The sequence below is a fragment of the Metabacillus sp. KH_069 genome, assembly GCF_057838075.1.
In genome coordinates this window covers 652,973-677,594 of sequence record NZ_CM174460.1, presented here as the reverse complement: position 1 = coordinate 677,594, position 24,622 = coordinate 652,973, and the positions used below count along the sequence as shown (strand labels likewise).

Annotated in this window: 21 protein-coding genes and 1 pseudogene; 6 read left to right on the top strand and 16 right to left on the bottom strand. The window is 39.9% G+C overall.

Going from position 1 to position 24,622, the window contains the following annotated elements; translation table 11 throughout:
- Positions 1-175: 175 nt before the first annotated feature.
- Positions 176-1,009, bottom strand: coding sequence for an alpha/beta fold hydrolase (locus tag AC3ISE_RS03540; protein ID WP_489223053.1), 834 nt, complete (start codon positions 1,007-1,009; stop codon positions 176-178).
- A 317-nt stretch (positions 1,010-1,326) separates the two neighbouring features.
- Between AC3ISE_RS03540 and AC3ISE_RS03535 the strand changes: the two genes are divergently transcribed.
- Positions 1,327-1,779, top strand: a complete 453-nt coding sequence (locus AC3ISE_RS03535; RefSeq protein WP_489223052.1) for a hypothetical protein — start codon at positions 1,327-1,329, stop codon at positions 1,777-1,779.
- Between the two features lie 27 nt (positions 1,780-1,806).
- Here AC3ISE_RS03535 and AC3ISE_RS03530 read toward each other — a convergent pair whose 3' ends face one another.
- The 5 genes from AC3ISE_RS03530 to AC3ISE_RS03510 form a co-directional block, all read right to left on the bottom strand.
- On the bottom strand, positions 1,807-2,226 hold the full coding sequence (locus AC3ISE_RS03530; RefSeq protein ID WP_489223051.1) for a ferritin-like domain-containing protein: 420 nt from the start codon (positions 2,224-2,226) through the stop codon (positions 1,807-1,809).
- A gap of 64 nt (positions 2,227-2,290) precedes the next feature.
- On the bottom strand, positions 2,291-2,503 hold the full coding sequence (locus AC3ISE_RS03525; protein WP_489223050.1) for a YczF family membrane protein: 213 nt from the start codon (positions 2,501-2,503) through the stop codon (positions 2,291-2,293).
- Positions 2,504-2,513: 10 nt separating this feature from the next.
- Positions 2,514-3,629 carry a GerAB/ArcD/ProY family transporter gene (locus AC3ISE_RS03520; protein ID WP_489223049.1) on the bottom strand — a complete coding sequence of 372 codons (1,116 nt, stop codon included), beginning with the start codon at positions 3,627-3,629 and terminating at the stop codon, positions 2,514-2,516.
- Positions 3,630-3,641: 12 nt separating this feature from the next.
- Entirely contained in the window at positions 3,642-4,823 is a 1,182-nt protein-coding gene (locus tag AC3ISE_RS03515) for a Ger(x)C family spore germination protein (RefSeq protein WP_489223048.1), read from the bottom strand.
- A complete protein-coding gene (locus tag AC3ISE_RS03510) occupies positions 4,820-6,229 on the bottom strand; it encodes a spore germination protein (RefSeq protein WP_489223047.1) in 1,410 nt (469 codons plus the stop codon). Before AC3ISE_RS03510 ends, AC3ISE_RS03515 begins: the two co-directional genes overlap by 4 nt.
- Positions 6,230-6,388: 159 nt before the next feature.
- On the opposite strand from AC3ISE_RS03510, the gene AC3ISE_RS03505 reads away from it, so the two are divergent.
- The 4 genes from AC3ISE_RS03505 (at position 6,389) to AC3ISE_RS03490 (ending at position 10,262) form a co-directional block, all read left to right on the top strand.
- A complete protein-coding gene (locus tag AC3ISE_RS03505) occupies positions 6,389-6,574 on the top strand; it encodes a hypothetical protein (RefSeq protein WP_489223046.1) in 186 nt (61 codons plus the stop codon).
- A 56-nt stretch (positions 6,575-6,630) separates the two neighbouring features.
- Entirely contained in the window at positions 6,631-7,344 is a 714-nt protein-coding gene (locus AC3ISE_RS03500) for a response regulator transcription factor (RefSeq protein WP_489224255.1), read from the top strand.
- Complete coding sequence (locus AC3ISE_RS03495) at positions 7,341-9,071, top strand: sensor histidine kinase (RefSeq protein WP_489223045.1); 1,731 nt, start codon at positions 7,341-7,343, stop codon at positions 9,069-9,071. Before AC3ISE_RS03500 ends, AC3ISE_RS03495 begins: the two co-directional genes overlap by 4 nt.
- A 168-nt stretch (positions 9,072-9,239) precedes the next feature.
- Positions 9,240-10,262 (top strand): acyltransferase, encoded by a 1,023-nt coding sequence (locus AC3ISE_RS03490; protein WP_489223044.1) that lies wholly within the window; start codon positions 9,240-9,242, stop codon positions 10,260-10,262.
- Between the two features lie 98 nt (positions 10,263-10,360).
- On the opposite strand, the gene chbG is transcribed toward AC3ISE_RS03490, so the two are convergent.
- The 4 genes and pseudogenes from chbG to gabT form a co-directional block, all read right to left on the bottom strand.
- Positions 10,361-11,050 carry a chitin disaccharide deacetylase gene (gene chbG, locus AC3ISE_RS03485; RefSeq protein ID WP_489223043.1) on the bottom strand — a complete coding sequence of 230 codons (690 nt, stop codon included), beginning with the start codon at positions 11,048-11,050 and terminating at the stop codon, positions 10,361-10,363.
- Positions 11,051-11,287: 237 nt separating this feature from the next.
- Positions 11,288-12,678, bottom strand: a pseudogene (locus tag AC3ISE_RS03480) (NAD-dependent succinate-semialdehyde dehydrogenase).
- Positions 12,653-14,044, bottom strand: coding sequence for an APC family permease (locus AC3ISE_RS03475; protein ID WP_489223042.1), 1,392 nt, complete (start codon positions 14,042-14,044; stop codon positions 12,653-12,655). The pseudogene AC3ISE_RS03480 and the gene AC3ISE_RS03475 overlap by 26 nt, the downstream one beginning before the upstream one ends.
- Before the next feature lie 25 nt (positions 14,045-14,069).
- Complete coding sequence (gabT, locus tag AC3ISE_RS03470) at positions 14,070-15,371, bottom strand: 4-aminobutyrate--2-oxoglutarate transaminase (protein ID WP_489223041.1); 1,302 nt, start codon at positions 15,369-15,371, stop codon at positions 14,070-14,072.
- A 105-nt stretch (positions 15,372-15,476) separates the two neighbouring features.
- Between gabT and gabR the strand changes: the two genes are divergently transcribed.
- Entirely contained in the window at positions 15,477-16,889 is a 1,413-nt protein-coding gene (gene gabR / locus AC3ISE_RS03465) for a MocR-like transcriptional regulator GabR (RefSeq protein ID WP_489223040.1), read from the top strand.
- A 335-nt stretch (positions 16,890-17,224) separates the two neighbouring features.
- Here the strand turns inward: gabR and AC3ISE_RS03460 are convergent, their stop codons facing one another.
- The 6 genes from AC3ISE_RS03460 to AC3ISE_RS03435 all read right to left on the bottom strand — a co-directional run bounded on the left by AC3ISE_RS03460 (position 17,225) and on the right by AC3ISE_RS03435 (position 24,559).
- Positions 17,225-18,610, bottom strand: a complete 1,386-nt coding sequence (locus tag AC3ISE_RS03460; protein WP_489223039.1) for a M48 family metallopeptidase — start codon at positions 18,608-18,610, stop codon at positions 17,225-17,227.
- Positions 18,611-18,740: 130 nt separating this feature from the next.
- Positions 18,741-19,913: a sporulation protein YhbH gene (yhbH, locus tag AC3ISE_RS03455; protein WP_070877215.1), complete on the bottom strand. Its 1,173-nt coding sequence runs from the start codon at positions 19,911-19,913 to the stop codon at positions 18,741-18,743.
- Positions 19,914-20,264: 351 nt separating this feature from the next.
- Entirely contained in the window at positions 20,265-20,426 is a 162-nt protein-coding gene (locus tag AC3ISE_RS03450; protein ID WP_154317796.1) for a hypothetical protein, read from the bottom strand.
- A 184-nt stretch (positions 20,427-20,610) separates the two neighbouring features.
- Positions 20,611-22,506, bottom strand: a complete 1,896-nt coding sequence (locus AC3ISE_RS03445; RefSeq protein ID WP_251625066.1) for a PrkA family serine protein kinase — start codon at positions 22,504-22,506, stop codon at positions 20,611-20,613.
- Positions 22,507-23,138: 632 nt separating this feature from the next.
- On the bottom strand, positions 23,139-23,624 hold the full coding sequence (trmL, locus tag AC3ISE_RS03440) for a tRNA (uridine(34)/cytosine(34)/5-carboxymethylaminomethyluridine(34)-2'-O)-methyltransferase TrmL (RefSeq protein ID WP_489223038.1): 486 nt from the start codon (positions 23,622-23,624) through the stop codon (positions 23,139-23,141).
- 44 nt (positions 23,625-23,668) lie between these two features.
- On the bottom strand, positions 23,669-24,559 hold the full coding sequence (locus tag AC3ISE_RS03435) for an amidase domain-containing protein (protein ID WP_489223037.1): 891 nt from the start codon (positions 24,557-24,559) through the stop codon (positions 23,669-23,671).
- Positions 24,560-24,622: the final 63 nt, after the last annotated feature.

Genomic DNA, 24,622 nt, shown 5'->3' with positions numbered 1-24,622 from the left:
TTTTCGTAAATTTATAGTACCACCTAATGAAAGCATTTACAATATGAAAATAATTAAATTTTTCTAATCAGTTAAAGCAGCAAAGTTGGAACATACATATGATCATAGTCCGGGCTGCGTGATCTATTTTATATTTAATGCAAAAAAAAAAGCCCGCTCTGGACTCTTTCTTTATCTACTTCCACAGAAACCTGCCGACTTCCTCATCGACTTCCTTATTTTCATGAAGGCCATTATGAGTAGCTTTCTTGGATACAATAACTTGCTCACGGTAATGATCTGAAGCAACTACCTTTTTTAGGGATGTTGCACTTTGAACGGAGACCAAACCGTCTCCATCTTCTTTTTTACTGATTTTCCCTGCAATTGAGTACACTTGTGTATTTGGATCGAAGTTCTCTTTTTCTGCATATAATTCCTGAATTGCCTGTGAATCTGCAATTAAATCATGTTTTTTCTCATGATATCTTTTTTCAAATACTTCTCTCTTAATGCCTTTAAATGGAGATCCGATTGTAATAAGCTTTTCAACTTTAGGAAACTCTTTTTCCTGTCTGGTTTCCTGAATATAATTGACTGAAACAAGACCTCCCATGGAATGGGCAACAATATTGATTTTATCGTATCCATATTTTTCTTTTAATAGCTTTAAGATATTGCCAAGTTCTATGCTTGTCTTTTCAAAATTCGAATCGTTGTCCTCGAAATAAACTTGAATAAGAGGATTTTTCACTTTTTCCTCTGTTAGGGCACTGCATTCCGCTACTCTATTATCTGATGTACAAACAAGTTTTTTTTCTCCCCATTCGTAATCGGACTGAAATCTCTCCATCATGCCTTCGAACGAATTCAGCGACCCTCTGTAGCCGTGTACGAAAACCGTCGGCGTTCCTTCTTGCTTTACCTCACTTGCTCCATTTGAAATCTCAGGTTTTACAGTCTGAGCGATAAAAACGATAGCTAATAAACAAATAGCTGTAATAAGTGCGATATTCTTTTTTGATTTCATTATGGAATCCTCTCATCTTCTGCGATTTTCTTGTCGTAAGATTTATTATTACCCTTTTCTTCTTTCCTTTAAACGAGTACTCTAGCATACTGCTTTCTACCCTAGTTTGTTTGCGGATCCCGTTTCTTGCGTGTTGAACTGGAATTCCTGCGAGCTTGCCTCAGGTTCCCGCTAATTAAAATGCGATTTATGCGAGTTGAAGCTTCGGCATCGCTTCTCTTCTTATCAAAATCCTGCCGATGGCTCTCTATCCTTTGCTTCTTTCCCCCTTTTTAGGCGATAATAAGAGAGAGATTTGGAACAGGAAGGGATCTGCTATGAAGAAATTGAAATTAAGTCTTTTGTTTGTGGCTGTCGCTGCATTTATTCTTTCTGGATGCAACCGCCCGCAGCTTCAGAACGAAGATTACAGTATGCAGGGCATCTATAACGGAACTTGGGTAGACCGGGTTAAGGTGAAAGAAGAAGGCAATTTTGCCATTGTCAAATTCCCTGAAGATGGACAAGTTGCTGAGCTGACACTTGGGCTGAAGTCGAAGGACAACAAGATTCTGAAGGAACACAAAACAAAAACGACCATCCGCGGAAATGGAGATGGCCCTTTTACAATAGAGGATTCTGCAATTGAAAAACCTGTTGAAGGAACGATTTCCCTGCGGGGTGACGAAATTGTAATCAGCATTAACGGTCTTAATGAAGACCAGGAAAAAAAGCTTGGGCTTCATAACGGAACGAGGCTTTACAGCAAAGTCGATTATCAATTGAAGTGACATCAGGCATCAGCGATGAAAATGCCCTCACCTGTTCTGCATTAAATAATACAGGAACCATACGGCATGATTCTGTTCATCTGCTGATGCTCTTTTAAATTGTTTTCGAATATAGGGACTGCTTGCATTCTCAGCAATATCAAGATAAAAATCCACAGTCTCCTGCTCGTCCTTAAAAGCCGCTGTCAGCGCAGCATAATAATCCTCAGGGCATTCTTCCGTTTGTTTAGGATTGTACTGCATCCCGGTCAGACTCTGATAAATAGCAGCGAATGTCTGATAATGTTTTATTTCATCATTTCTGATCTCCATGATTTGCTTTTTCTCTTCCTCATTCTTTGCCATATTGGCCATCTGTTCATAGCATTGAATCGCATTATATTCTCCTGCAAGTGCTTTTGCAATTTGATCTATTTCATTTTGATTTGCCCGATAGTAGTTATACATTATTTTTTCTCCCCTTTTTAAATCATTGTTAGAAATATATTTTTAAAAAGAGAGAGTATGCCTATTATTGCTGATTGGGGACTTTGATCAAATAAAAGATCATTAAACTAAGCCATATTGACATTGAAAAATAATCATCTAGTTTAAGCGTGCCGAAATAAAATTTTGCTTCTTTAAAAAAAACACTCCATTCCATTCCCTGTATCAGGTCTATTCCAACCGCAAGACCAAATAATGAAATAAAACTTATCGCCCCAAAACCAATTCCCTTTACCATTTTATCCCTCCTATTGCTTAAGCGGCATTTTCCTTTGCTTCGCCAAATATGACTTTACTGTAAGAGTTAAAAATAAGAGTACAGGCAAGACAATCTGGAAGGGAATATGAAGTAAGTACGGAACGACTTCAATTCCTTCTTTAATATGTTCAATATAATCAGGGGCCATCAGCACTGCTAAAAGAATGACGAAGATACCGAAAGCTACAGAGATTTGTTTAATCGGCACTCCCGATACTTCTTCTGCCATTCTGGTTGCTCCGTAGAAGAAAATATAGACTTTCATAAAGCCAGTGACAATCATCAAAATCACTACAAAGGCATCAAGTCTTTCAATAAAGTCTGAAATGCTGACGAGAGAAACGGTGGTTAATATTGGAAACATGGACCTGCCGACCATTTCGTCACCTAAAATGGCAACATGCAGAAACGCTGTTGTCGTTAAAACAAAGGTCGCCATAATCAGTGCTGTGAATGTTACCTTTAATGCCTTCTTTTTCTCATCCAGCAGTGGGAAAATCATTAAAAATACGATCATTTCTCCATACGGAAACGTCAGAGTTGTTGGAAAAACGGTTTTTAAAACGGGTCCCCATCCGTTGCCGAGTATGGGTTTTATGTATTCAAAATGAACAAGCTGCGAGAGAATTTCAAACATAATAATGACAATGAACGGAACGATAATTAAGACAAATAATAGGACGCTTAGCTTTGCAACAACCTGAAAAGACTTTAGAGAGAAATAAATGACGCAGAGAATCATGAAGCTGTTGATCACAATCATGGACGTATCATTATATGCCGAGATGATCAGCAGCTCTCCAAAATCTCTTAAAACTCGTGCACTTATGTAGAGAAAATAAATTATATAAGCAAAGCCCAGCAGGAGCCCGATTTTCTTTCCAAATCCTTTCATTAATTGGCCTGTAAGCGTTAGTTCCGGATTTTTCCGGTAGAGTGAAAGATATAATAAAATCAGCGGAATAGACGCAGCAAATCCAAGCAGGACTGCAATCCATGCATCCTGTCTGGCACCTTTAGCTGCATCTAGCAAAATGGCGCTTCCTATTTCAAATATAAAAATGGTAAACAGCAATTGGTTTGATGTAATGGAAGGCATTTGCATAGCATCTGTCCCTTAATTTGAATTTGTGATGTTGCCGGTTCTCTTAATCTCCGCTTCCGCATGTACATCCACATCCGCACCGGAAAATAACTCTTTCCATTGGTCCTTCAGCTTTTTCCACTGATCTGGATTTTGACGGTAAATCGTTTCGCCAAATCCATAGATATCGGTTTGACGATTTTGAGCTTCTTTAATTGACGCCAGAATTTCTTGTTCAATGAGTTCTTCAAGCTCTTTCTCAAAGTCCGTAATCGTCCTTTTTTTATTCATTTTTTGATTCTCACATCCTAAGCCGTCTATTTCAGCTTCCGCTTTAATGTTTACGCTCAGTTTGATGTGATCACCTGTCATACTGGCTTTCTTTTTGACTTTAGCGTACGTCACCTTAATTGCTGTAGAATTTTCATCGTCACAGGGCACCATGATGAATGTCTGCTGTATCCTATTTTCCAGAAAAAGAACACTTCTCTTATGTTCCTCTTCAAGCCAATAAAGAAATTTCCCTTTTTGATCAAAAACAGCCAGTCCTGACACAAGACTTGATTTTGGAGCTGCCTGTTCAAGGTTCACTTTTTGACTTGTCTTTTGCGTATAGTCTGGAGTTTTTACCCCGCTGACGATAGGATATCCTTCTTCAGAATGTTTCTTTACGAGGAATTCCTTAATAGACACAGTCATCGTATTACCGAAGCTCTCCTCATTCATTTTCAGCTTGCCTTTGATGGAATAAGCCGGAAGTTTATTGATCATTGTCAAAGAGTTAAGAACCTGAAAGGCTGAAGCCTGATTCCCTATAGCAATCGGAATGTTTTCCCGGATCTCAGGCTCCCTTTCTAATATATCCATGAGCGGAAAGACCCCGCGCTCAGCTAAATCCTGCCCGATGACAATTAAAGCCACATGAGTGTAAAAAGTGCTTCGGGATACTTGCTTTGCTGCATCCTCCAAGGCCTCGATAAAGGTTGGCCCCACACCTGTATAGTTAACAATTGGAATGGAAGTTGTTCCGCTTGTAGCACCTGTAATGGATATAATTTCACTCGGATCAGCAATTTGAAGAGTGACCTCATAGCCGCTGTCATCATAAGTATCCACTCCAAGCGCCAGAATTAATGCAAGCTCATTTAACTCTTTTTGAGTCCCGCAGCCGCTCATTAAAAAAACAAAACAGATCATCATCGCGATTTTCTTCATGTTGAACTCTTCCTAACTTTTTTGCCTGAATCTTTATAGGTAAAATAAGGCATATTGAGTGATTTTAAACTCATTAAATGTCCCATCAAAATTAACATTGCGAGAAGCAGACCGTAAAACCCGAGAAAATAAGAAACGAACATAAAGATAAACCGGAGCATCCTTGCGGTTGTAGCCAAGCTGTAGTTGGGTGTTGTGAAGCTAGAGATTGCCGTAATTGAGACCACTATCACAACCGCTGTGGATACAAGACCTGCCTGTACTGCCGTTTGTCCAATGACTAATGCTCCAACAATAGATACGGCCTGACCGATTGCTCTTGGCATTCGGATTCCTGCTTCCCTTAAAATTTCAAAAGTCGTCTCCATTATAAGAGCCTCAATTAAAGACGGAAATGGCACCCCTTCTCTTTGAGCATAGAGACTTAGCAGGAGGCTGTTTGGAATCATTGCCTGATGATGGGTCACCAGACCAATATAGATAGACGGGGCAAATAAGGACAGGAAAAAAGCAAAATATCTTAGGCCCTGCATGAATTTATCAATGCTGAACTGCTGAAAATAATCCTCCGTTGTCTGAAAAAAAGTACGGAATTCGATTGGGCAATAGAGGACAAAAGGTGTTCCGTCAATAAAGATGGCGATTCTTCCCTCATACAGGTTACTGACAATTTCATCAGGTCTTTCTGTATGGTTAATCACGGGAAATGGAGTAATCTGATCGTTTTGAACGATTTTTTCGATATAGGCAGATTCCATGATAATATTCGGATCTTTATTCACAAGCTTTTCTTTTATTGCTTCAAGAGCCTTCTCATTCACCTTATCTTTCAAATACATCAATTCAACTTTTGTATGGGAGTATTGGCCTTCTTCAAGCTTTTCCACACAAAGACCAGGACATTTCAGACGTCTTCGGACAAGTGAAGTATTTACTCTGATATCTTCTATAAAACTATCCTTTGGCCCGCGGATAACCGTTTGGGATGTAGGCTCTGAAATTGGTCTTTTTTCCCCTCCAGATGTTCCAACAATTAAAGCAAACCCTATTTGATCAAAAAGAAGAATTGTATTTCCCTCTAACAGCTCTTTTGCGATGTTCTCCCACTCGTTTTCAATTTTAATGTCATCGATTGCGATGATCGTATCTTTTAATTCTTTTAAATATTCGGGGGATGCATACTGTTTTTTTTCAGCGAGCGATTCAATGAGAGGCTTTAAAGTAAATTCAAACACTTTTGTATCATCTGATATTCCGTCAATCCTTGTCATAATTCCTTTAATGTTTGAATGGCTGAATGATTGGATCTGGTGAATAATCATGTCAGCGCTTCCGCCTGTAATTTCTTTAATCCGCTCACAGTTCAGTGTTAAAACGGATGAGATTTTGCCATCAGTTATGGTCATTTAACCACCGCAATTGTTTTTGATTAGTATGTGTCCTCCATTCTTAAATATGTATTTTCATCCTATTTTTAACATTTAAGCTGCTTTTAAGGTCTCGATAACCATGTGTAAAGCTAATACTGCTAGACTTGGGATAGGGTAGAAAAAGGAGCTGATTACATGAAGGCCATTTTCAGATTTACCGCAACGGCTGCGTGTCTTTTGATGATTTCAAGACATTTTGGAGTATCATTCGCATCCCAGTATTATTGGTGGCTTGCTGCTCTTTTTTTGGGCAGTCTAACCGGAAATATGATTTGTCACCTGATCGAAAAAAACAAACTGAAACATACAGGAAACTCTTAACAAATGTGCGGATTTGAATTAAGGTTATGAAAGACAGAAAGGGGAAGATTTCCTTGATTCATACTTGTAAAATTCTATTAGTGGACGATGAAGAAGCGATTATTAAGCTAGTCCGCACGGTCTTGCAAAAAGAAGGCTTTTTACATATAGATGAATGCTTAACAGGAGCAAGCGCTCTTAAAGCAATAGAGAGAAAACAATATGATTTAATCGTGCTCGACATCATGCTCCCTGATATAAGCGGATTTGATCTTTGTCCGCTTATCAAACAAAAAACAGATGCGCCAATCATTTTTTTAAGCGCAAAAAGCAGTGATCTCGACAAATTATCAGGCTTTGCATATGGCGCTGATGACTATATTACAAAACCTTTTAATCCTCTCGAAGTTGCGGCACGCGCTAAAGCCCTGTTAAAGCGCACGATGCCTCAAATCAATCAAAAGACTGCTGCAGAAGAGCGGTATGAGTACGATCGCTTCACACTAAATGTTTCTTCAGCGGAATTAACCGTAGGAAATCAGACGGTCGACTGTTCGGCACAGCTCTTTCAGCTGCTGATTTTCTTCTGCAAGCATCCAAATCGCGTATTTACCAAACATCAGCTTTATGAAAACGTCTGGAATGAACATTACATGGTTGATGACAATACGGTTATGGTCCACATCAGAAAGCTCCGCGAGAAAATTGAAGAAAATCCAAGTCAGCCGCGCTATATTAAAACAATCAGAGGCCTTGGCTATAAGTTTGTAGATAACAGGGTCAAACCATGAACTTAAAAAGAAAGCTAACGCGTTTTTTCATTTTTCATATGATTGTCTGGTTTATTCTGTTTTTAACCATTACCGGAGTATCACTTGCGATCTTGATGTCACAGGATTTCAATAACATGCTTGAAAAAGAAGTGAAACGAATTGACCCGCTGTATATTGGAGATATCTTTCATTTTTCTGATGATAATGCCATATCGCTTGACGAGTCTGCCAGAGATGCAATCAAAAAGCAGAATGGCTGGCTGCAGGTCATTGATGAGGAAGGACACGTTGTCTTTTCATACTTGACACCTTCTTCTATTCCCAAAAACTATTCCCTGGACCATTTCTTTGCAGATGCGGAAAAAGCCTTTCATTATGATCAGACGTATTGGATGCTCCATCAGGAAGAAGAGTCCTATATTGTCCTCTACGGAAAGCATTCTGCTAATACGGACCTAATGACGAAACTTATAGAGAACGGCATTTCTTTCAATCAGGAGCCAGTGCTCTCAAAAGAATTGCAGGCTGAATTTTCAAAACAAAAAGCCTGGCTTGCGGTATATGATTCTGAGTACTCCTTAATTTACTCCCACAATAAACAAAATAAAAATCTGCCGAAATACTTTGAGATCCTGTCTTATAAGAAAGAACCCTGGAATCACAAAACGTCCATATCCACTTATGCAGATCCGGCAACCGGCTACAAATATATCATTGGGTCCCCAAATAAGGAGTACTTCCCGGATGATCAATTTGACAACAGTCTCATGATCTCTTTATTCAAATGGATTATCGTTTTCGTTCTTTTCACTGGAATCTTATTTTTCATTATCTCTATCTGGTATTCAAATAAGCTTGGAAAGCCGCTGCTTCATATGATTCTATGGCTTGAAAATCTTGCGACAGGCAGATATGAGGAACCTCTTTCTAAAAAAGGCGTCCGGGCAAGCTCACGGCAAAACGGAAAATTGAAAAATTCGTTCAGAATCTATCATGATATTATCTATTCACTCAACGTGCTCACCTCAAATTTAATTCAAAAGGATAAAGACCGAGCAATGATGGATGAAAGAAGAGAAGACTGGATTACCGGCCTGTCTCATGATTTGAAGACGCCTTTAAGCTCTCTGTACGGCTATGCTTACATGCTGGAGTCCGAACAATATGACTGGACAAAGGAAGAAGTTCAGGAGTTCGCTTGCATTATGAAAGACAAAGCAAGCTATATGACGTCTTTGATTGAAGACTTCAATTTGACCTATCGCTTGAAAAATAATGCACTTCCGCTTCAGATTGAGACAGAGGAAATGAACGAAACAATCAGAAGATCCATCGTGCATGTTTTAAATGATCCGCAATATCAGGAGCGGGAAATCGATTTTCACCCTTCGGATGATGAAATCTATTTCCCTATCGATAAAAGATGGTTTCACCGTATTATTGAAAACCTTGTCGCTAATGCGTTCAAGCACAATCCTTCTTCAACAGAGGTTGGAATTTCCCTGAAGAAAGAAGAAACATTCTTCTCTGTTCTGATAAAAGACACCGGCAATGGGATGGATGAGGCAACAAAGGATAATCTGTTTGACCGTTATTTCAGAGGAACTAATACAGAAGAATCAACAAAAGGGACAGGACTCGGACTTGCGATTGCAAAGCAGCTGATTCTTGCTCACCATGGCGAGATTGCTGTCTGGAGCGAGCTTGGAAAAGGGACAGTCATTACACTTAAATTCCCGCTTTAATTTCTTTCGAGCAGGTCTGTTCCATCTTATTAAAAATAGAGCAGTTCTATAGCTAAAAAACGTCCGTCTGATGTAAACCAGACGGACGTTTTTTTAATGATAAAAGGTTTATTTGTAAATAATAAAACAATTCTCAATCAAGAAAAAAGAAATCGAAGGGGATAAACAATGGAGAGAAATTATGCAATAGACTTTATTAAATTTTTTGCGATATTTGCTGTAGTAGTGATCCATACTTTTCCATTAGACAGTCAGATTGAATTGTTTATTCTTGATAACCTTTCTAGATTCGCTGTACCTTTTTTCTTTGTTGCTTCTGGCTATTTGTTTGGAAGTAAAATCATCAATACCCGGGAGTCTGTTGTATATTTCAAAAGGTATGTTATAAAAATTGTTAAAGTCTACGTCTGCTGGCTCATTTTTTATACAATATACGATGTTCTCGTCATATATCTAAGTGATTCTAATGTGCTTCAGAAATTAATGAAGTATTTTGATGAATTTACAGTGCTGAATCTATTCTATTTTGGCAAAGGAACCAGCGGATATCAATTATGGTTTTTAACGTCCTTAATTTGGAGTATCATCATTCTATTTATTATTTATAGACTAAAAAAAGTAAATGTCCTATTAACCTTTAGTTTCATTTTGAACATCATTGGCCTGTTCGGACAATCTTATTCAATGTTCTTTAAACTTCCGTTCAGTACCAGAGATGCTGTATTCTTCGGATTATTTTATACAACGTTAGGATTTTTCTTTGCTTTACATTCACAACTGATTAAATCTCTGAAAATAAACACAGCTATTTATTTATATTTATATTTTGTCTTTTCATGTCTCCAAGTGATGGAAGGCTACATTTTAGAAAAGAAATTATCTGGCAGTCACGGAGAATATTTTATCTCCACCATTTTTCTAACCGTGTTTTTATTTTCCTTTGCACTGAATAGCAGCCAGTTAGGAAAAGGTATGCTTATAACAAAAATCGGCAGTAACGCCCTTGGTATTTATATTATCCATGTTTTTTTCATAAAAATAATGGACATGGGAATAAATATTTTGGGACTGAAAAGCATGACAGAAAATTTAATTTGGCCACAGCTTTATTCTCTGTTTATTTTTGTCATTTCGTATCTTGCATATAATGGTATTCAATCTTTAAAATTGGCATTCATAGAGCAGAAATGAAACAAAAAAGAGGTACCAGCAAAGCGGTTTCTCTTAAAAGTGATATCAGGCATTGAAATAAATAGACTACATAGCGATTTGCTCTTAGTTCAGCAAGCTTATACACGCCGAGCTGTCATTAATATAGACAGTTCATTGCTTCTCTGCAAACAATAGGAAGAACCCTTTAATAGAGCTTCGTCAATATACGCTGGGTGGCACATTACTTCAACACAGATATCCCCTTGATAGTTCTCTTTTAATGCAGAAAAATAATCCGGGTTTAAATCATCTCCGTAAAAATCAAACAAAAACACATCTGAAAGCGCCTTGAGCCCCTCTTTTTCCCCTTCCCAAAAGCGTCTGACCGGAAGTTCATACTTATTTGAGAGCTTTTTTATGACTGGTTCAAGAACAGGCCAGGAATGAACGTGATGATGGCTGTCCAAATGAGATGGCGTTAAACCAAAAGACAAAAACCGCTGAATTTGAGTCTCCCATTCTATCTCTACTTCATCCGCGTTCAAATATTGGTTTTGGCTTTGGTTATTTTTTATTCTAAAAAAACCGTTATCATCGATCAATGATGGCACTTGAGTGCTTACAGCCTTTCCGCAAGTCAGGGTTAAATGGACACCCGTCTTAAGCTCGGGGTGGTTTTTAGCAAGCGAAGCTGCGTGAAGTGCGCCTGGCATGTTCACCATCATTGTCGCTGAATTCACAATCCCGTCTGCATGGGCATCAATTATTCCGTAGTTGACTCCTCTTGAATAGCCAAAATCATCTGCATTGATTATAAATTGAGGCATGTTCTTCCCCCTCTGTCATGGACGATTTAATCCTTCTTTGAAATTGAGGCTCCATTTTGTCCTTCCAATCTAAATATACACTTCATTCGAACACCATATGATTCAATCCTCCGAAATCAATAAGTATTCTTCCAATGTAAACTTTGAGAATACAAAAAGCCTAATTTCTCCGGGATTAGAGAGAAATTAGGCTTTCGTTTCTTTTAATTATTTGGATGCCAGAAAGGGAACTACTTTCTATAAATTCCCGATCGAAATAAATTTTGTTTCTAAATATGGTTCAATGCCTTCCGTACCGCCTTCTCGTCCAAGGCCGCTTTCTTTCATTCCGCCAAACGGCACATGAGCAGCAGAAGGAGCTCCATCATTCCAGCCTATAATACCAAAGTCTAAATGTTCACTTAAATAGGTTCCGATTTTGTAATCATTGGTGAAGAAATACGCAGCAAGTCCGTAAGGTGTACTGTTCGCGATTTCTGCAGCTTCTTCAATATCTTTAAAGCTCATAATCGGCGCTACAGGACCAAATGTCTCTTCCTGCATGATTTTCATGTCTTCATGAACATTCTGCAAGACGGTAGGATAGACAAAGAAATAACCCTGTTCCTTGCTTGCGTGGAATTCATTGCCTGTCAGTACTTTCGCCCCTTTATCTAGAGCATCATTGATTTGATCAACAATCTTGTTAAATCCTTTTTCATTGATAATAGGACCAATTTGGGTACCCTCTTCAAGACCGTTGCCCACTTTTAATTCGTTCACTTTCTCTGTCAGTTTTTGAGAAAATTCTTCCATAATAGTTTCATGAACGATAATACGGTTAGCACATACACATGTTTGTCCCGCGTTTCTGAATTTAGAGGCGATGGTTTGCTGAACAGCGAAATCAAGATCTGCATCCTCCGCAATGATGAGAGGAGCATGTCCGCCTAATTCCATTGTGACATGTTTGACCGTATCGGCACTGTTTTTAATGAGGGACTTTCCTACAGGAGTCGAACCTGTAAACGTAATTTTTCTTACATATTCACTTGAAGTAAATAAGTCTCCCACTTCTTTGCCTTCACCGATCACATATTGAATGGCATCCTTTGGAATCCCTGCTTCATGTGCTAGTTCAATTACCTTTATAGCAGTTAAAGGCGTATCTTCTGCAGGTTTCACAATAAAGGTACAGCCGGCTGCAAGGGCCGGGCTGCTTTTCTTGTCATCATTGCGGCCGGGAAATTCCACGGTGTAATCGCAGCGACTAACCCTATTGGCTGTTTGCTTACGATAATTCGTTTTGATTCTGAAGACGCCGGAATGGTGCGGCCATAGATGCGTTTCGCTTCTTCAGCATACCAGTCGATATAGCTCGCGGCGTAGTCGACTTCACCTAGTGATTCCTTTAAAGGTTTCCCGTTCTCTAACGTCATGACTTCAGCGATTTCGCTTTTATTTTCCTGTATTTTTCGCGACCATTCTTTTAACAGCCTTGAACGTTCGTGAGCGTTTATTTTAGACCAGCTTTTAAAGCTTTCATGTCCTTTTTTTAGTGATTGTTTAACTTCCTCTTCAGAATGAATGCTTACTTCTGCAATCATCTGCCCTGTAGCAGGATTATTTACTTTGAACGATTCCGGCATTCGTATTCATCTCTTTTCTATTTTCTTTTGGACTTGTGAAATATAAAACAGCTCCTATCAAACACCATACAGCAAGGATGATCCATTCCATCGGCCAGACAAGTGCGGAAGGCATGCCGGGCAAATAGAAACTTAGAAAGACGATGCTTAATATGATAGCAAGAGTTCCTGTTGTTTTCCAGTATTTCACTTTATACGGTCGTTCTAAATTCGGTTCTGTTTTCCGAAGCTTTAAAAAAGCAAGAGACACGATCAAATAGCCGACGACGATTCCAACCCCGCCTGCATCTACAATCCAAACGAGAGCCGGTCTGCCTAAGAAAGGAGCGATGAAGGCAAGCAGTCCCAGAAAGAGAATGGCGTTTGTCGGAGTTTTATATTTTGGATGGATATGAGCAAACCATTTAGGGATCATATCCCGAATGGCCATCGCATAGAGAATCCGGCTGCCCCCGATAATAAAGGCATTCCAGCTTGTGACGATTCCCGCTACGCCGCCCAGGACAAGAATGGTGCCAAACCATTGATTCCCGAATAAATTGACCATGGCATCAGCAGTAGCTAATTGGGAACTATTAATCTGTGACTCTGTTAACCCTGTTGTAACCCCAAAAACGATAAATAAATAAAACACGACAGACGTGATAATTGAAATAATCAAGATCCGGCCAATAATCTTCGGCGGAGCGTTAATTTCAGAAGCGACCTGCGGAATAACATCAAAGCCAACGAATAAGAATGGAATCATAACCAATACGGCCATCGTCCCTCCGGCTCCATTTTTAAAAAGAGGCTCAAGGTTAGCTGTATTCCCATTTTTAATGGCTCCAAATACTAACAGGAGGCCAACCGCGACAATGGCAACTGTAAAAACAGACTGGAAAATGGCTGCCGGTTTTATCCCAAAGTAATTTAAAGCTGTTAAAAGAACGGCGCCGACAGATCCGATCAGGGCCCAGGTTAAGTAAACATCCCATCCCCCCAATGTCCAAAGAAAAACTTGATGCTGCACGGGATAAATATAATCTAAAACGGTAGGAAGCGCGACGGCTTCGAAGGTGATAACAGAAACATATCCAAATAAAACGGCCCAGGCTGCTACAAATGAACTACGTTTCCCAAAAGCACGCAAGACGAAAACCAGTCCCCCGCCTGTTTCCGGAATAGCTGCTGCAAGCTCTGCATAAGTTAAGCCGATGAAAATAACCAATAGTCCGCCAATCAAAAAGGCGATGATGCTTCCTAAAAATCCTGCTTTAGATACCCATTCACCAGACAGAACAACCCATCCCCACCCCAGCATGGCACCCATGGCTAAAAATAAAACATCTACCTTCGACATTGATTTCGAAAAATTCTTCTCCATCTAATTCCCCCCCATCATTTAGAAATTATTGAAACGCATTTTTCAAAATAGCCAGTCCTTTTGCCAATTCCTCATCCGTAATCACAAGCGGCATAAGGAAACGAATAACATTGCCTTTTAAACCTGCAGAGAGAAGCAATAAACCATTTTCATTTGCGTACTTCACAATTTCTGCTGTCTTCTTCTTGTTAGGCAGCTTACTTACGCGGTCTTCTACAATTTCTACTGCGACCATAGAACCTAAACGGCGAATATCTCCCATGTAATCATGTTCTTCATATAGTTCATTTAAAACGTCTTCCATTTTTTGTCCAAGCACTTCTGCCTTTTCCGCCAGTTTTTCTTCTTCCATAATATCAATTACTGCCAAGGCTGCAGCACATGCGACCGGACTTCCTGCATATGTGCCTCCGAGTTCTCCCGGATCAGCTACATATAACATTTCCGTTTTCCCGACAACACCGCTTAATGGCAAACCGGCTGCCAATGACTTTGATACTGTTATCAGATCAGGGGCTACATTAAAATGCTCAATCGCAAATAACTTGCCTGTTCTTCCAAACCCTGTTTGAATTTCGTCCGCTACGAAAACAATCCCGTTCTCCTGACAAAAATCATATACAGCTTGTACAAATTTAACAGGAGGAATAATAAATCCGCCCTCACCCTGTACAGGCTCCATGACAACACAAGCAACTGTTTCCGGAGCAACTGAAGCAATGAAGAACTCCTTAAATTCTTCAATTTTCATGTTTACGTAGGATTCTTCCGTCATTTCATTTGGTTTTTGATAGAGATATGGAAAAGGAGCCTGATAGATTTCCGGAGCAAACGGCCCAAATCCAAATTTATATGGTTTTACTTTGCTGGTCATCGTCATTGTCAAATTCGTTCTGCCGTGATAACCGCGGACAAAGGAAACGACAGCTTGTCTTCCTGTATAGCGGCGGGCTATTTTGATTGCATTTTCCACAGCTTCAGCACCTGAATTAAATAAAATAGCCTGCTTGTCAAAGCTGCCCGGAGTAATGCGGCATAATTTTTCTGCCAGATTAATATAGCCTTCATACATCATGACATTAAATCCAGGATGCAAAAATTTATCGACTTGCTCTTTCACTGCCTGGGTTACTTTTGGATGACTGTGCCCTACATTCAAAGTGCCGATCGCACCTGCAAAATCTATCCATTCATTCTGATCAATATCTGTAACTGTTGCACCGGAAGCATATTGCGCAATGTTCAAATTTCCATTGCTCACACCTTTCGGGACATACTTCCTTCTTTTCTCTTGTAATTCTTTAGTAGCTGAATGTGCAGTTATCATAATAATCCTCCTTATCAGAATTTATTCATAATTATGATAACTATCTGGTATAATGAAAAGTACCAAATAGAAAATATTTTAGGTACCAGATGAAGAGGGATAAACATGATTAACTTTTCAATTAATAAAAAAATGGATTCCCATTTTATTTATCAGCAAATTTATAAGGGGATAAAGGCCAATATTCTAGAAGGAAGAATGAAGCCGGATGATAAGCTCCCGTCTAAACGAATATTGGCAAAACAATTAGAGGTCAGTGTGAATTCAGTGATGAATGCCTATGATCAATTATTGGCTGAAGGATATATTTATCCCCTTGAAAGAAAGGGGTATTATGTCGAAAATATTACCCAGTTTATCGATCAAAGAGAATCAGTGAAAAATACATTGCCGGCTGATTTAAGGGAAACTATTTCAGGCAGCGAAGATAGATTATCCCTTTCTCATATGACCTCAAGCTTATCGTTATTTCCATTTAAAGAGTGGATGAGATGTCAGGAAAAAGCCATAAAGAATCACTCAAGAGAGCTTTCGGAAATGCCCCATCCTCAGGGGCCCTACTTAGTAAGGAAATCGATTTGCCATTTGATTGCTTTAACTCGAGGGGTCATATGTGAGCCAGAACAAATTGTGATTGGTGCAGGGACAAAAACATTAGTCCGCCAATTAATGGAACTTCATAAAAAAGAGACCATCATTGCCATGGAAGATCCCGGATATTCAAGACTCTATCAATTACTGAAAAAGATGGAATTTGACATTCGCCCCGTTAACATGGATAAAAAAGGGATTAATATAAATGAAGTGGAACGAACCAATGCAAATTTTGCAGTCGTGACACCCTCACACCAATTTCCAACCGGTAAAATCATGCCGATTTCAAGACGAATCGAACTATTAAACTGGTCGATTTCTTCTGACGACCGGTACATTATCGAAGATGATTATGACAGTGAATTTAAATATGAAACGGATCATATTCCCTCTTTGCAAAGCTTAGATCGAAATCAGCGCGTCATCTATACAGGCACTTTTTCAAAAACGATGTTTCCTGGACTGCGGATCAGTTATATGGTGCTACCGCCCAATTTATTAAGGGAACATCGCGAGTATTATGCTGATTTAATTCAATCCAGCAACACACTGAGCCTATTTACTATGCATTACTTTATAGAAAGCGGCGAATACATCCGGCATGTTAAACGGATGAATCACCAGTATGAAATCAAAAGAAAAACGTTAATCAAAGAGCTTCAGCACCGATTTAAACATAAAGTCTCTATTGAAAATGTCCCCGCCGGGCTTCACTTTCTTGCTCATTTTAAAACGCGGCTGGATTATGGGGAAATTGAAAAAAGAGCAATCGAAGAAAACCTGGAAATCTATACAATGAGGCGTTTTATGCTAAAACACAGCATAATAGAAGAAAACAGAATCAGTCTCGTTCTCGGATTTGCCAATATTCAAGAGGAAAAAATAAAAGAAGCGGTGAATCGGCTGTATTTGATATTTTGTTAGAGGTTTTTCTTGTAAGCTTTTAAAAAAAAGGCTGGGACGTAACGATTATCACTTGAATGAAAGCCGAACATTGAATAGTGCGAAAACCTTTAAAAGAAAGGGCTATTTTCGCATAGATTGTTGTTTTTCATGATAAATAATGTCCGTTCCTTTCCGCTCCACTTAAAGTTTCTACCATTTAGTCTGGCAGCAGCAATATTTATTAAAAGAGCCAAAGAAAAAATCCGAACTAAAACGAAATTCAAGTTGGAATTTCACATAATAGTTCGGATTATTCTTTGGCTGAAAACCTTCTGTCCCAGCCTCTTTTGCTTATTATAAGCTCGACTGGCAAGCTACTTGTTTAACAGGGCAGTAATTTCCGGCACCTTTATTTCCTCTGCAATCGAGCGGGCTGTTTCATCTTCACTTGTGGCATAATCAGGATCCGCCCCTGCATTCAACAGCAGTTCGACCATTTTTACATCTTCTTCATATACAGCAGCAGTAAGCGCTGTTTGTCCGTAGCCGTCTTCGAGATTGATATCGGCATTCTTTTCAATAAGCAGTTCAGCTAAATCAAGATCACCTGAATAGATAATATCTACCGTAGCCACGTCACCATTATCTGAAACGATATTCGGATCTGCCCCATTTTTAAGGAGCAGCTCCACCATTTCAGCATTAATGATCAACTCTTCTTCGTACTCATCTGCCGGCGGATAACTTGCGTACATAAGCGGAGTCATGCCTATGGCATCCTGAGCGTTTACGTCTTCCCCGCTTTCTAAAAGCTCTTCTGCACGTTCTAAATCATTCTCTGAAGCTGCAAGCATAAGCTGGGTTGTTTCCTCGCTGTCCAGTACAAAATCACTGTAAAGACTTGTTTTAGCAAGCATTTGAACCAAAAAGACACTGCCGGCTCCGAGAAGCAAGATTAAGGCAAATGCTCCAGCTAATCCCGCTTTAAACAAAGCAGTTGTCTTAAATGAGATGGATGGATCAGACTCGCCAAATTTCACATTTAGGTGATGTATCCTCTTTGGAAGTACAGGGTGTGTAGATAACTTTTCACTGAACCAGACAAACAGGTTCTTCTCACGGCTGCTTTCCTGCAGATAGTCCGTTTCATTAACATGTTTATAAAGCAATGGACCAATCGCAAGGACAGTCAGTGCCCGTTTTGAGGCATCCAGATCTTCCGTATAATAATGAGCGAGAGCATCACAAGTATACTCGCAGGCTCTTGAATAAGCGCTGCCGAGGAACGGCACCCAGTTTCCAAACAGAACGAGGAGATTTTTTAATAGATGATTTCTTTTAATATGTGCAAGCTCATGCGCAATAACAAAATCAAGTTCTTCTTTTCCGCCCTTTACGTGCAGTTCGGCTAATCCCGAATACAGTACAACCATGTTTCTCCCTAAAAATCTTGTCGCAAACGCATTCAGCATGCCTTCTGATTCAATGATAAAAATATCAGGAATCTTCTTCATTTCCATTTTGACAGCAAGATCATTCATCTTGGCAAAAATTTCAGGAAACTGAGAAGGGGTAACCTTCACTCCATTGCCCCGGATCATGCCGATGGAAAGCAAATGAGCAATAAGCGGGATCAGGATAAATGGAATTAAGATTAAAAGTCCGACACCTGTGAAAATAAATAATAAGTACATTGGAATACTGATTAAAAGCAGGATTATGAAATAAATATGTTCTTTTCTGTGTATATGCTTTGACATTTGATCCTCCGGATTATGTAATTTTTATGTGCGATATGAACTATCCTATTTTACCTATTTTTCCGCTTGATGGGAAGGTTATTTATTCATAGAAAAATAGAAAAAGAGGACGACGTTTCGTCCTCTTTTTCTATGCATACATCTGCTCTTCATCTTTCCGGAAAAATCCTTTCATCGCGTGAAACACATCGACTTTTTGTTTGAGGATATAATGGCGGAATCTTTCATCAGAGATATTCTTATAAGCGGACATTAGAGTAGAATGGCGGTTGTACTGATTAACTTCCCCGTATCCAAACATATTGGAAACCTTCATCAGTTCTCCCACAAGCTTCACGCAGCGGGCGTTGTCAGATGTTAAATTATCTCCATCTGAAAAATGGAAAGGATAAATATTATAGCGGCTCGGGTGGTACTTTTCTTCAATGATTTCCAGTGCTTTCCGGTAGGCAGATGAACAGATTGTTCCTCCGCTTTCCCCTTTTGAAAAGAAATCTTCTTCTGAGACGACCTTTGCTTCTGTATGGTGGGCAATGAACTCAATTTCAACTTTTTCATACTTGGAGCGCAAAAATCTTGTCATCCAAAAGAAAAAGCTTCTAGCCATATACTTCTCCCAAATACCCATGGATCCGCTTGTATCCATCATCGCTAAAACGACTGCGCGTGATTCAGGCTTCACCACTTCATTCCATGTTTTAAACTTTAAATCCTCTGGATAGATCGGATGAAACTTCGGTGCTCCTGATATCGCGTTGCGCTTATAGGCAGAAAGCATCGTTCGTTTTTTATCAATATTCCCCATCAAACCTGTTTTTCTAATATCATTGAATTCAATATTTTCTACAACAATCTGATCGAGCTCTTTTCTCTTAAGGTTTGGCAGTTCAAGCTCTTTGAACAGCGCTTCCTCAAGCTCCATCAGCGAAACCTCTGCTTCGTAATAATCCTCGCCGGCCTGATCGCCTGCGCCCTGCCCTTTTCCGGGACCATTTGCATTTGACTGAGAACCATCTCTTGCTACAACATCGCCGACTTTGCTGTCTCCATCTCCCTGACCAACATGTTTGTTTTTATCATAATTGTATCTGATTTTATATTCATCCAGTGACCTGATCGGAATCTTAACAACATCTTTACCGTTTGACATCACAATATTTTCTTCTGTAATTAAATCTGGCAAATTGCTTTTAATAGCTTCCTGAACCTTCTCCTGGTGACGTTTTTGATCGTCGTGGCCTTTGCGATGGAGGGACCAATCTTCATTCGAAATGACAAAGTTGCGCCCATTTCCTTCTATCATCTTATTTTCTCCCCCTCCAAAAATAATTTTGGAATAGATTCACCAAACTGCACCTATATACATAAAATAGCCTTGGGTCTAGATTCGGTATTGTTTAGATTACTCTATCCTATGCTGAAAAAAGAGATAATTGACAAATAATTTAGAAAATTAGGCTGGTCCTCATAAAAAATAGACAAGTTTCATTGTGCATAATTATTTAACGTACATACCGGTTTATTCAACAAAGAGCTTTAATCTTGCGTAGATGAAGGAAACCGTTTTCATACATATGCATTTTCCTTTAATCAAGCATAGTCTTGGTTTAAAAAAGGACAGAAAAAAACTCTCTGACAGTCATATCAGAGAGTTTTATTTTTTATCTTCATGCTGAGCAGGATCAGGTTTTTTGCCGCTTTTTTTCACTTCCTGATTGGTTTTCATATGCTCCATGATCTTAGAATGCTCTACTAAATCCTTCATATTGCGCACCATTGAGCCATTTTCTGTTTCTGTTTCATTTCTTTTTGTCATGGTAAGCACCTCCAGTCTTATTTTTACTTTTCCCGATATTATCCAAATTGAAACCTTGGGCCGGCTGCACCCTGAATAAGGATGGGGATACAGCATTTGTCGAAATTTTCTCCGCTCGGAACGGAAACCGTTCAGCCTCCCCATTTCCACGTTAAAAAGCCGGGCACAATTACCCGGCTTTCGTTTACCGATTTAACAGACTGCCCACGTAACGCAGCAGGTCATTAGCAGATGTTGAGTTATAACCGTGCTCATCAATGAGTCTTTTTACAACCTCATTGATTTTCTTCAGCTGCAGCTCATCAGGTGTTTTCGAGGATGTTGTAATTTTCACTACATCCTTCAGATCAGCAAAGAGCTTTTTCTGAATGGCTTCGCGAAGACGCTCATGAGAGTTGTAATCAAATCGTTTACCTTTACGTGCATATGCAGAGATTCGGATAAGAATTTCTTCCCTGAACGCTTTTTTCGCATTTTCAGAGATTCCAATTTGCTCTTCAATGGAGCGCATCAATTTGTCGTCCGGATTCATTTCTTCCCCAGTCAGCGGATCGCGGATCTTGTTCTTATTGCAATAAGCTTCCACATTATCCAGGTAGTTATCCATAAGCGTTTTGGCAGACTCCTCGTATGAGTAAACGAATGCCTTTTGCACTTCTTTTTTCGCAAGATCATCGTATTCTTTTCTCGCAACGGAGATAAAGTTCAAGTAGCGCTCGCGGTCTTCATTTGAGATGGATGCGTGCTGATCCAATCCTTCTTTTAAAGATCTGAGGACATCCAGCGCATTAATAGAAGGAATTTCTTTTCTGATGATGGTCGAAGAAATCCGGTTGATGACATAGCGCGGATCAATCCCGCTCATTCCCTCATCCACATGCTCCTTTTGCAGCTCTTCTACATCGACGTTATTGTAGCCTTCTACATTTTCGCCATCATACAGACGCATCTTTTTGACGAGGTCGATGTCGCCCCGCTTAGGATCTTTTAATCTGGTCAAAATGGTAAACATGGCTGCAACCCGCATCGTGTGAGGGGCAATATGAACATTTGCGACATCACTCTCACTGATCATCTTCTCATAAATTCTTTCTTCCTCAGAAACTCTTAAATTATATGGAACAGGCATCACGATAATTCTGGAATGCAAAGCTTCATTTTTCTTATTCGAAATAAACGAACGGTACTCCGTTTCATTCGTATGGGCAACGATCAGTTCATCCGCTGAAATTAATGCGAATCTGCCGGCTTTAAAATTGCCCTCCTGGGTGAGCGATAATAAGTGCCATAAGAATTTTTCATCACATTTCAGCATTTCCTGAAACTCCATCATTCCGCGGTTTGCCTTATTCAGCTCGCCGTCAAAACGATAGGCCCGCGGATCCGACTCTGAACCAAACTCCGCGATTGTTGAAAAATCAATGCTTCCTGTTAAGTCTGCAATATCCTGTGATTTCGGATCTGACGGGCTGAACGTTCCGATGCCGGTCCGTTTATCTTCTGAGAAAAAGATCCGCTCAATTAACACATCTTCTATTCTGCCTCCGTACTCCTGCTCAAGTCTCATCAGGTTTAGAGGCGAAAGATTCCCCTCAATGCGAATACCATATTCCTGAAAGAAATCTTCTCTTAGATGGTGGGGAATTAAATGCAAAGGATCCTCATGCATCGGGCAGCCTTTAATCGCATACACTGCACCGCGATCCGTAAGAGAATATGTTTCAAGACCCCTTTTCAGCATGGTCACAAGCGTTGACTTACCGCCGCTGACAGGTCCCATAAGCAGCAAAATCCGCTTCCGGACATCAAGCCGCTTAGCTGCCGGGTGGAAGTACTCCTCAACAAGTCGTTCCAGTGACTCTTCAAGTCCAAACAGCTTATGATCAAAGAACTTGTAGCGCTTCGATCCATTTTCTTCCTCTATACCGGCATCTTTGATCATATTGTAAACTCGTGAGTGAGCCGATTGTGCAACCCATGGTTTCTCTTTTAACATCTCTAAATACTCAACGAAGGTTCCTTCCCACTTCAGTCGCTGTTCATCTTCTCTGTACTTTTCAATTTTTTTTAAGATATCCATAAGGACCTCCTCCATCATTGGTGATACTTGAGCGCGATTAATACACTTTATGCGAGGATGTCCTTTAACATTCTTGTTTAATTTAGAAAAGCGGAACCGACTGTTCAGACCCGACAGACAGATAAGGATTCGGCAGAAAAGGCGCTTTTTGCCTTTACTGCCGAATCCGTTCTGGCCGAGGGGCTAGGAGGTGAAGCTGGACAATGTGAAATGCGGAATCGCTCGTTTAGCTCCGGGAGTCAGATAAGGATTCGGCGTCAAAGGCGCTTTTTGCCTTTGATGACGAATCCGTTCTGGCCGAGGAGTTGAGCGATGGAGCTGGACAATGAGAAAAGCGGAACCGACTGTTTAGCGCAGGCAGACAGATAAGAATTCACCCTGTTAAAAATCAAACAAAAAAGATAATTCAGGAAATGTTCCCATTTTTATTCACATGATATTAGGGATAAGATATAATAGGACTAGCTATGTAAGGGTCATCATTTACATATAAGGGAGGAATCAGCACGATGAAATTGGCATTAATCTTAGGGGTATGCATCACTTTTCTAGTTTCGATATTCACTGCTGGGTACAACGATAAGCCGGGCGTGAAAAAATAAACATAAAAAAAACGGCCTGAGAAGCATGTCTCAGGTCGTTTTTTTGAGTAATCCAGGATAATTCTGCTGTCTTAATGCTTCGTAGATTAAAATCGCAGCGGTGTTTGATAAATTGAGGGATCTCACATTTCCTGTCATCGGCAAACGAAGACATCTTTCCAGATTTTCAGCAATTAAATCTTTCGGAAGTCCTGTCGTTTCTTTCCCGAAAACAAAGAAGGTATCTTCCTCATGATTGCTGTAGTCAAATGTTGTATGCGGTTTTTCTCCGAATTTCGTTATATAGTAGAATTCCCCTTGCGGATAGGCTTCAAAAAGCTCATCTAAGGAATCGTGATAAACAACATTTACAAATTCCCAATAATCAAGTCCTGCACGCTTCAGCATTTTGTCATCCGTTCTGAATCCAAGAGGACGGATTAAATGCAGCGTGGTGTTGGTTGCAGCGCAAGTCCGCGCAATATTTCCTGTGTTTGCCGGAATTTCCGGCTGATAGAGTACGACATGTAATGACACTTTCTTCACCTCATCTAAATCTGTTACCCGTATTATACCACTTATTATTTTTTAGAGCCTGAATCATCCTCGATATGAAAAAATCTATACTTAATGTTCGGCGTGTAAGCTGTTGAGTCTTCATAATCCCAATAACGCATTCGGCTGTTGTACGTATTTGCATTTACAAGAGGCATGTTTGCCTGATCCTTAGCTACAACAATCGTTGTATGATCAAACCTGCCGTCACCTTGAAAATCATAGCAGATGACATCCCCCGGCATTAACACCTCAGGCGCGCGTACAGCTGTCGCCCTCAAGCCTATTTTTGAATTTCCGAGATGCAGGGTGAGGGAATGGGCAACCGTCCAGCTGTAGCTCCAGATATTGTTCTGCATCCACCATCCGCCTGATCGCCCCGGGTACCCTCTCATTGGAGCGCCGCCAGCATGAAGACACTGGGAAACATAGTTCGTGCAGTTCACATCGAAGTTTTTAAACTTGGGATTGTGGGTGTTCCACCATCTTTCAGCATATTGAACGGCAGCGAGCCTGTCGTAGAAAAAAGAAACTCTTTCATTTGAAGAATCTTCACTTTCTGCAATAGGTTCATCATACTCATGCTCGACCTTATAATCCCTGATGATTGTTCCATTTTGGAACTCAGCTATACGGCTCTCCGTTTTTTCTTCGAGATAAAAGGATTCCTTATCTTTATGAAAATATTTATAATGGCACCGGTAGAGAACACGCTGCTCCCGATCAGATACTTTATCCAGCTCCAGCAATTGAACGGAGGCATTTCCTTTTAATATTTCGACATCCCGGTCTTCCAGAATCTTTTTTTTCCGCAGCATCGCTTTGCTGTCTTCTATAATATCAAGTTCTTTAGCACGCCGATTATTGATAAGAAGCTCTAACTTCGCCTTTATTGCAGCTGAAAGATTATTTTTCATCCATGCCTCACCGCCATATTTGTCGTTAGTAAGACCATATGAAAGGAGATTGGCAAGTATGAA

What these genes read in the sequence shown, in the direction of transcription:
- AC3ISE_RS03530 (WP_489223051.1), bottom strand. Translation starts at nt 2,226, where the DNA reads ATGTATAACTACTATCGGGCAAATCAAAATGAAATAGATCAAATTGCA.
- AC3ISE_RS03510 (WP_489223047.1), bottom strand. Translation starts at nt 6,229, where the DNA reads ATGACCATAACTGATGGCAAAATCTCATCCGTTTTAACACTGAACTGT.
- AC3ISE_RS03505 (WP_489223046.1), top strand. Translation starts at nt 6,389, where the DNA reads ATGAAGGCCATTTTCAGATTTACCGCAACGGCTGCGTGTCTTTTGATG.
- AC3ISE_RS03515 (WP_489223048.1), bottom strand. Translation starts at nt 4,823, where the DNA reads ATGAAGAAAATCGCGATGATGATCTGTTTTGTTTTTTTAATGAGCGGC.
- AC3ISE_RS03450 (WP_154317796.1), bottom strand. Translation starts at nt 20,426, where the DNA reads ATGACAAAAAGAAATGAAACAGAAACAGAAAATGGCTCAATGGTGCGC.
- AC3ISE_RS03460 (WP_489223039.1), bottom strand. Translation starts at nt 18,610, where the DNA reads ATGTCAAAGCATATACACAGAAAAGAACATATTTATTTCATAATCCTG.
- AC3ISE_RS03535 (WP_489223052.1), top strand. Translation starts at nt 1,327, where the DNA reads ATGAAGAAATTGAAATTAAGTCTTTTGTTTGTGGCTGTCGCTGCATTT.
- yhbH (WP_070877215.1), bottom strand. Translation starts at nt 19,913, where the DNA reads ATGATAGAAGGAAATGGGCGCAACTTTGTCATTTCGAATGAAGATTGG.
- gabT (WP_489223041.1), bottom strand. Translation starts at nt 15,371, where the DNA reads ATGATAACTGCACATTCAGCTACTAAAGAATTACAAGAGAAAAGAAGG.
- AC3ISE_RS03540 (WP_489223053.1), bottom strand. Translation starts at nt 1,009, where the DNA reads ATGAAATCAAAAAAGAATATCGCACTTATTACAGCTATTTGTTTATTA.
- AC3ISE_RS03435 (WP_489223037.1), bottom strand. Translation starts at nt 24,559, where the DNA reads ATGAAAAATAATCTTTCAGCTGCAATAAAGGCGAAGTTAGAGCTTCTT.
- AC3ISE_RS03490 (WP_489223044.1), top strand. Translation starts at nt 9,240, where the DNA reads ATGGAGAGAAATTATGCAATAGACTTTATTAAATTTTTTGCGATATTT.
- chbG (WP_489223043.1), bottom strand. Translation starts at nt 11,050, where the DNA reads ATGCCTCAATTTATAATCAATGCAGATGATTTTGGCTATTCAAGAGGA.
- gabR (WP_489223040.1), top strand. Translation starts at nt 15,477, where the DNA reads ATGATTAACTTTTCAATTAATAAAAAAATGGATTCCCATTTTATTTAT.
- AC3ISE_RS03520 (WP_489223049.1), bottom strand. Translation starts at nt 3,629, where the DNA reads ATGCAAATGCCTTCCATTACATCAAACCAATTGCTGTTTACCATTTTT.
- AC3ISE_RS03525 (WP_489223050.1), bottom strand. Translation starts at nt 2,503, where the DNA reads ATGGTAAAGGGAATTGGTTTTGGGGCGATAAGTTTTATTTCATTATTT.
- AC3ISE_RS03495 (WP_489223045.1), top strand. Translation starts at nt 7,341, where the DNA reads ATGAACTTAAAAAGAAAGCTAACGCGTTTTTTCATTTTTCATATGATT.
- AC3ISE_RS03445 (WP_251625066.1), bottom strand. Translation starts at nt 22,506, where the DNA reads ATGGATATCTTAAAAAAAATTGAAAAGTACAGAGAAGATGAACAGCGA.
- AC3ISE_RS03475 (WP_489223042.1), bottom strand. Translation starts at nt 14,044, where the DNA reads ATGGAGAAGAATTTTTCGAAATCAATGTCGAAGGTAGATGTTTTATTT.